We start from the raw sequence: 5,123 nt of genomic DNA on the forward strand, positions 1-5,123 counted from the left end.
GGTTGTGGAAAGCGTTGATGACATGCAGAAAGCGGTTTCACGTATTCACGAGAGATTTGAACAGGCCGCTCTCGTCGAGAGATTCATTGAAGGAAGGGAGTTCACAGTTGGGATTGTTGGCAATGAAGTTCTTCCAATCATGGAGATAGATTTCTCGTCACTGCCAGATCACCTTGAAACCTTCTATTCCTACAGGGTGAAACAGTTCCACGGTGACGAGACGAATTACATCTGTCCCGCGAAGATCTCGCGGAGAGAGGAAAAGGTTGTAAGCGAGTTTTCGATGAGAGTCTTCCAGGTGCTCGATCTAAAGGACTATTGTCGTATCGATTTGAAGATCGACGACGAAGGTAATATCTACTTCCTGGAGGTCAATTCCCTTCCTCTCCTTGTTCCGGACTACTCCGATATCGTTAAGATGGCCGAGACCAGAGGGTGGAGCTACGAAGATCTCATTAAGAGGATCGTCGCTTCAGCAATCCGTAGATACGGACTCGGGGAATGAGATGGAAGAATATGAAGAGATCCTAGATAACACAAGGCAGATCCCGGTGATCGACACACATGAACACCTGGTCCAATCGGAAGATTTGCTCCAGGGGCGCGACGATGTTCTTCAAGAGTTTCTCATACACTATATGAGCTCCGACCTGATCTCTTCGGGGCTCGACCCGGAGGTTCTGGCGATAGCTAGAGATAGCGAGAGAGATCTCGTCCACCGATGGAAGCTAATTGAAGATTACTGGGAGTTCTGCAGGCACACCGGTTACGGCAGGGCGCTCGATGATTCGGTAAGAGAGATATACGGGATCGACGGAATAAGGGGTTCAACAATAGAGGAGCTAGGAAAGAAGTTCGGGGAGGCAAACAGACCGGGACACTTGAAAGAGATCCTGAAGGATTTATGTAACATAGAACTCGCGATAATTGATCCATGGACCGGCCGATTCGAGTGTGACAGGAGCCTTTTCAGAAGGGTCTGGCAGCCACAAAACTACATAATTCCTATGCCTCCGGAATTCGATATAGTTGGTTGGCTGGAGGAGACCTATGCCGTAGAAATCAGATCGCTCAAAGACTGGCTCGAGGTCTTCGAATTGGAGTTAGACGAGAATATTTCGAACGGCATCGTCGGTCTGAAGAGCGTTCTGGCCTATCACAGGCCGATTAGATTCGAAGAAGTAAGTCTAGACGATGCTGCAACTGCGTTTCGTAAGGCTCTTGAAGAAAGGGGAAGAAGAAGTCCCGATCGTAACAGAGACCTCTTGATTCCCGAAATAGTGCAGGATTATGTGATGCATCACATACTTTCAGCGGCAAATGAACGGGGTATTTTCATTCAGTTTCACACCGGGCTTCTCGAAGGCAATCGTGGAATACTGAGCAATTCTAATCCCGAACTACTGGAAAATCTCTTTTCAAAATATCCGCGCGTGAAATTTGATCTCTTTCACATAGGATATCCTTACTGGGGAGTGACTGCGGCCCTTGCCAAGACCTATCCAAACGTCTTCATCGACATGTGCTGGTCTCACATCATATCGCCTGTTTCTGCACGGAACGCTTTGAGCAATTTTCTGGACTCGGTGCCGTTCAACAAGATATCCGGTTTTGGCGGGGACTATGCAATCGTTGACGCGATCTACGGACATTTAAAGATCGCGAGAGAAAACATCGCCCGGGTTCTTGCGGAGAAGATAGGAGATAGAATTCTTACTGTTTCACAGGCGGTAAGAATCGCGGAACGGCTTCTCCATGACAATCCGAAAGAAATCCTCCTTAACAGTCTATGATCTGTGAAGAAATCTCAGAGAGGACGGTTTTGGAGAATAAGAAGGTGGAGATCACTTGACACATGAGGAGAGGTACAACCTGGCTCTGGAGATTTCCGGGAGGCTTTCGAGAGAGATGAAGGATAATCTGATTTGCTTCTGCCTGTATGGTTCCACCTCAAGAGGGACCGATACTCACTGGTCCGACCTAGAAATGCTTATGATAACAAGGGAAGAGGTTCCCAAGAAAGCCTTTCTGGAAGGCTTGGTCCCGATCACTACAAATTCGATAACTGAAAAGAAACTCTGCGGAATACTCGAGGAACCGGGAGTTGAATGGCCATTCTATGCTGGACTCGTAAAGAACCTTGTCGTACTGGAGGGCGATGCATCGAAGCCCGAGCAGTATTATGATCTCGCTTGCCGTGTTCCTGAAGTGAAGTTCAGGAGGGCTTTGAAGGAGAATCTCTCGGAGCTCGTATTCGAGTCGTGCGGGAGAATCTTCTCCTGCATCGCAAGGAAGAGATACGAGGATATTTACTGCGCAGTGATAGAGACCCTGCTAGAAATGAAAACCGCTCTTTGCCTTCTGAACTGTACTCACGTTAACCATGACTACTTCGAAGGGCTGCAGGAGAGTTTCAAGTTTAGAAAGTTACCAGAACGATATCCCGTCCTGGCAACCAGATTATGGAGGAGCAGAAGTCCATTCGACATTGTGAACTACTCGAGAGATCTCTTTAAAAACTATCTCTCTCTCTTGAGAGAAGAACACCTTCTTCAGACATGACAGAGTCTACTTTCGAACATGACGACTGATTGTATGAAACCCCCCACGGTTTACGGCACGTAACCGGTATCTGTGACCCACAAGCTGATGTTGTCGAACATGACGTACGAATAGTTGTAATTACTGGTGGACATTCTGACCCCATTTGTTCCAGAGGGAACCGGTGTGAAAGAAAAACTCCTCTTGAACGTCCCATCTACATATACTGCCGCGCCACCCGTTGACATATTGAAGACCACTTTGACTCTATACCAGATTCCCGGACCAATATCCATTACTCTTTCCGAGTGATAGGAGCCGCCCTCTTGTGTCCAGCAGACGATGGCTCTCTTTCCATCAAGATAGCCTATTCCTGTATACGCTAGCGAGTTGTTAGGACCGATCCAGCCCCACCTTGGAATCGATGTTGAGGCTAGTCTGACATCGTATTCCAGATAGCCTAGTTTGAATGGATCTACCTTTGGAGTGTATACGACGCTGTAACCGTTCCCGCCGTAGAAAGCGATTACCTTTCCATGGCCGGCGATCTCTGTGATTATGGGGTTTGTAACGCTGCCGTACTCCTGGTAATACCACGGTCCAAATGAGCCGACGATTGAACCTGCAGAATATGATTCGAAAGTCTCGGCAAAGGCTTGCGTCGGTGCAGTGCGGAAACGCCATACCGGTCCGGTCGTTGAGGCTCCCTTGTTGTCCTTCGCCACTATCTGCCAGTAATAATAAGTAGAGCTGTTGAGAGAGCCGGTCGAATATGTTCTGGTGTTTGTATTTGTTTTAAAGCTCAGCGCCGCAGGAGAGAGACCGAAGTATACGTCGTACGTGACCGGATCGCCGTCTGGATCTCCTCCAAACCACGTTAGGGTCAAAGCGGCAGGCTGTGTCATTGCATTGTTTGCCGGCAAGGGTTTCCCGGGGACGTTGGGAGGATTATTGATGTGGCTCGCGTTGATATTTATCTCGACAGTCTGATCGGTTACCCCTCCGTTTCCATCGTTTGCCCTGATGGTCGCGTTTCTTGAGCCCGAATCGCTCAGTGCAGGAGAGTAAGTAAACGTACTACCGGTTACTGAGCCGACACCTGCTACCTTTGAAAAAGAGATCGCATCTCCGTCGGGATCGTACGCGAAGAGTGCCACATCGAGCGCGAGAGTCTTTCCGGCGGTGACATATTGCGGAGAGGGTATAGAGAGCTCCGGAACTCTGTTCTTGTTAGTCACGGTCACCTGGAAACTCGTCGTTGCAGTTGCGCCTTTCGAATCAATCGCCCTGAGTTTTACGTTATACACTGCAGCCTCTTCAAAATTCATTGCGGATTCTTCATAGGAAGGAGTGTATTCGTAGTTGTTGCCGCCGATTTCTCCCGGCCCTTCGGGTATATCGAAGGCAAGAGCATCCCCGTCGGGATCGCTGGCGTAAGTCGTTAGAAGTATCGTAAGAGTGGAACCCTCCTGTACTGTCTTGTCGGGAACAGTCAACCAGACCGGGGGATCGTTTGCCGGTGTTACGGTCACGTTGAAGTTCTCGCTTGCCGTTCCCCCCTTCCCGTCATTTGCAGTGATTGTGACGGCATAGACTGCCGACTCTTCGAAATCCGTAGAGGCTTCGCCTATTCCCGGGGAGTATGAGTAAACCCCTCCCGCGGAAATACTTCCTTTGCCCGATAAAGAGAAACTTAGAGAGTTGCCGTCGGGGTCGGACACGTGGTCGGAGAGAGTTATTTCGAGAGTTTCCGTTTCTTCCACGCTTCTGTCTCCTATCGGCAAGTTCCATACAGGGTCGTTGTTTTCCGGATTGCGAGGACATGCGGTAAGTAAGAGAATGAACAAGATACTTGAAAGCAGTACAAGACGGTTCCTTTTCATTACCATCTATAACACCTCCCCGAATTTGGCCGTTCTTAGGGTTTACGGAAGACTTCATTCTCTCTTCACAGTCTATTTCTCGAAAGGAATAAATCATCTTTCCGGCCAAAGACTCACCGATTAAGAAAAGGAGATGCGATTATTTCTAATGAGGATTTTAGATATCTCTATGCCTGTAATTTTGACGAATAATCTGGTGATGAAATAATTGAGGAATAAAATCTTCACACTGTGGACCATTGCTTTCCGATTCGGGGATTCGTAAATGGGCTGTTCATCTAACATAATGGTCTCTAAGGCTAGATTTTCGAACAAAGAGATCGAAAAATTGTGGATACATGAATGAAGATATGTTGCAAATTGAGAAAAATGACGGAACTGACAATCTGCAGCGATCAGATAATCGGGCTTCGATTCTCACCATCGCTCCTCATTACTGCTCATCATTACCTACATAATCTTCTCTGGAGATCTATCGTTCTGTTCCTTAGTTCCAGAATCAGCTAAAATTCTCGCGTCTCTTCAGTCCCGCCATCTCACTTATTCTCTCGATTTTTAACTAAGAACTAAGAATATGGACAGGTAGCGTCAAGACTAAGAACCGCTTTTCTCTCTTGCGAGATCCTACGCCCTACAACCCTAGACCCGGTTCTTCCTTCAAAGACACCCTCCGCCACTACGTGGCCCTCCTCCCTCAAG

At 48.0% G+C, this 5,123-nt stretch carries 4 protein-coding genes; 3 read left to right on the plus strand and 1 reads right to left on the minus strand.

What is annotated here, in order from left to right:
* The 3 genes from BG32_RS13610 to BG32_RS13620 all read left to right on the plus strand — a co-directional run.
* A partial coding sequence (locus tag BG32_RS13610) for an ATP-grasp domain-containing protein (RefSeq protein WP_121526983.1) occupies positions 1–505 on the plus strand: 505 nt, incomplete at its 5' end.
* Between the two features lies 1 nt (position 506).
* The gene (locus tag BG32_RS13615) at positions 507–1,793 is read left to right on the plus strand and encodes an amidohydrolase family protein (protein WP_121526984.1); all 1,287 of its coding nucleotides are present in this window, start codon (positions 507–509) and stop codon (positions 1,791–1,793) included.
* Between the two features lie 55 nt (positions 1,794–1,848).
* Positions 1,849–2,562 (plus strand): hypothetical protein, encoded by a 714-nt coding sequence (locus BG32_RS13620; protein WP_121526985.1) that lies wholly within the window; start codon positions 1,849–1,851, stop codon positions 2,560–2,562.
* Between the two features lie 50 nt (positions 2,563–2,612).
* On the opposite strand, the gene BG32_RS13625 is transcribed toward BG32_RS13620, so the two are convergent.
* Positions 2,613–4,430, minus strand: a complete 1,818-nt coding sequence (locus BG32_RS13625) for an Ig-like domain-containing protein (RefSeq protein WP_121526986.1) — start codon at positions 4,428–4,430, stop codon at positions 2,613–2,615.
* Positions 4,431–5,123 lie beyond the last annotated feature (693 nt).

The organism is Mesotoga sp. HF07.pep.5.2.highcov, assembly GCF_003666285.1.
Classification (GTDB): Bacteria; Thermotogota; Thermotogae; order Petrotogales; family Kosmotogaceae; genus Mesotoga; species Mesotoga prima.

What these genes read in the sequence shown, in the direction of transcription:
- BG32_RS13615 (WP_121526984.1), top strand. Translation starts at nt 507, where the DNA reads ATGGAAGAATATGAAGAGATCCTAGATAACACAAGGCAGATCCCGGTG.
- BG32_RS13625 (WP_121526986.1), bottom strand. Translation starts at nt 4,430, where the DNA reads ATGGTAATGAAAAGGAACCGTCTTGTACTGCTTTCAAGTATCTTGTTC.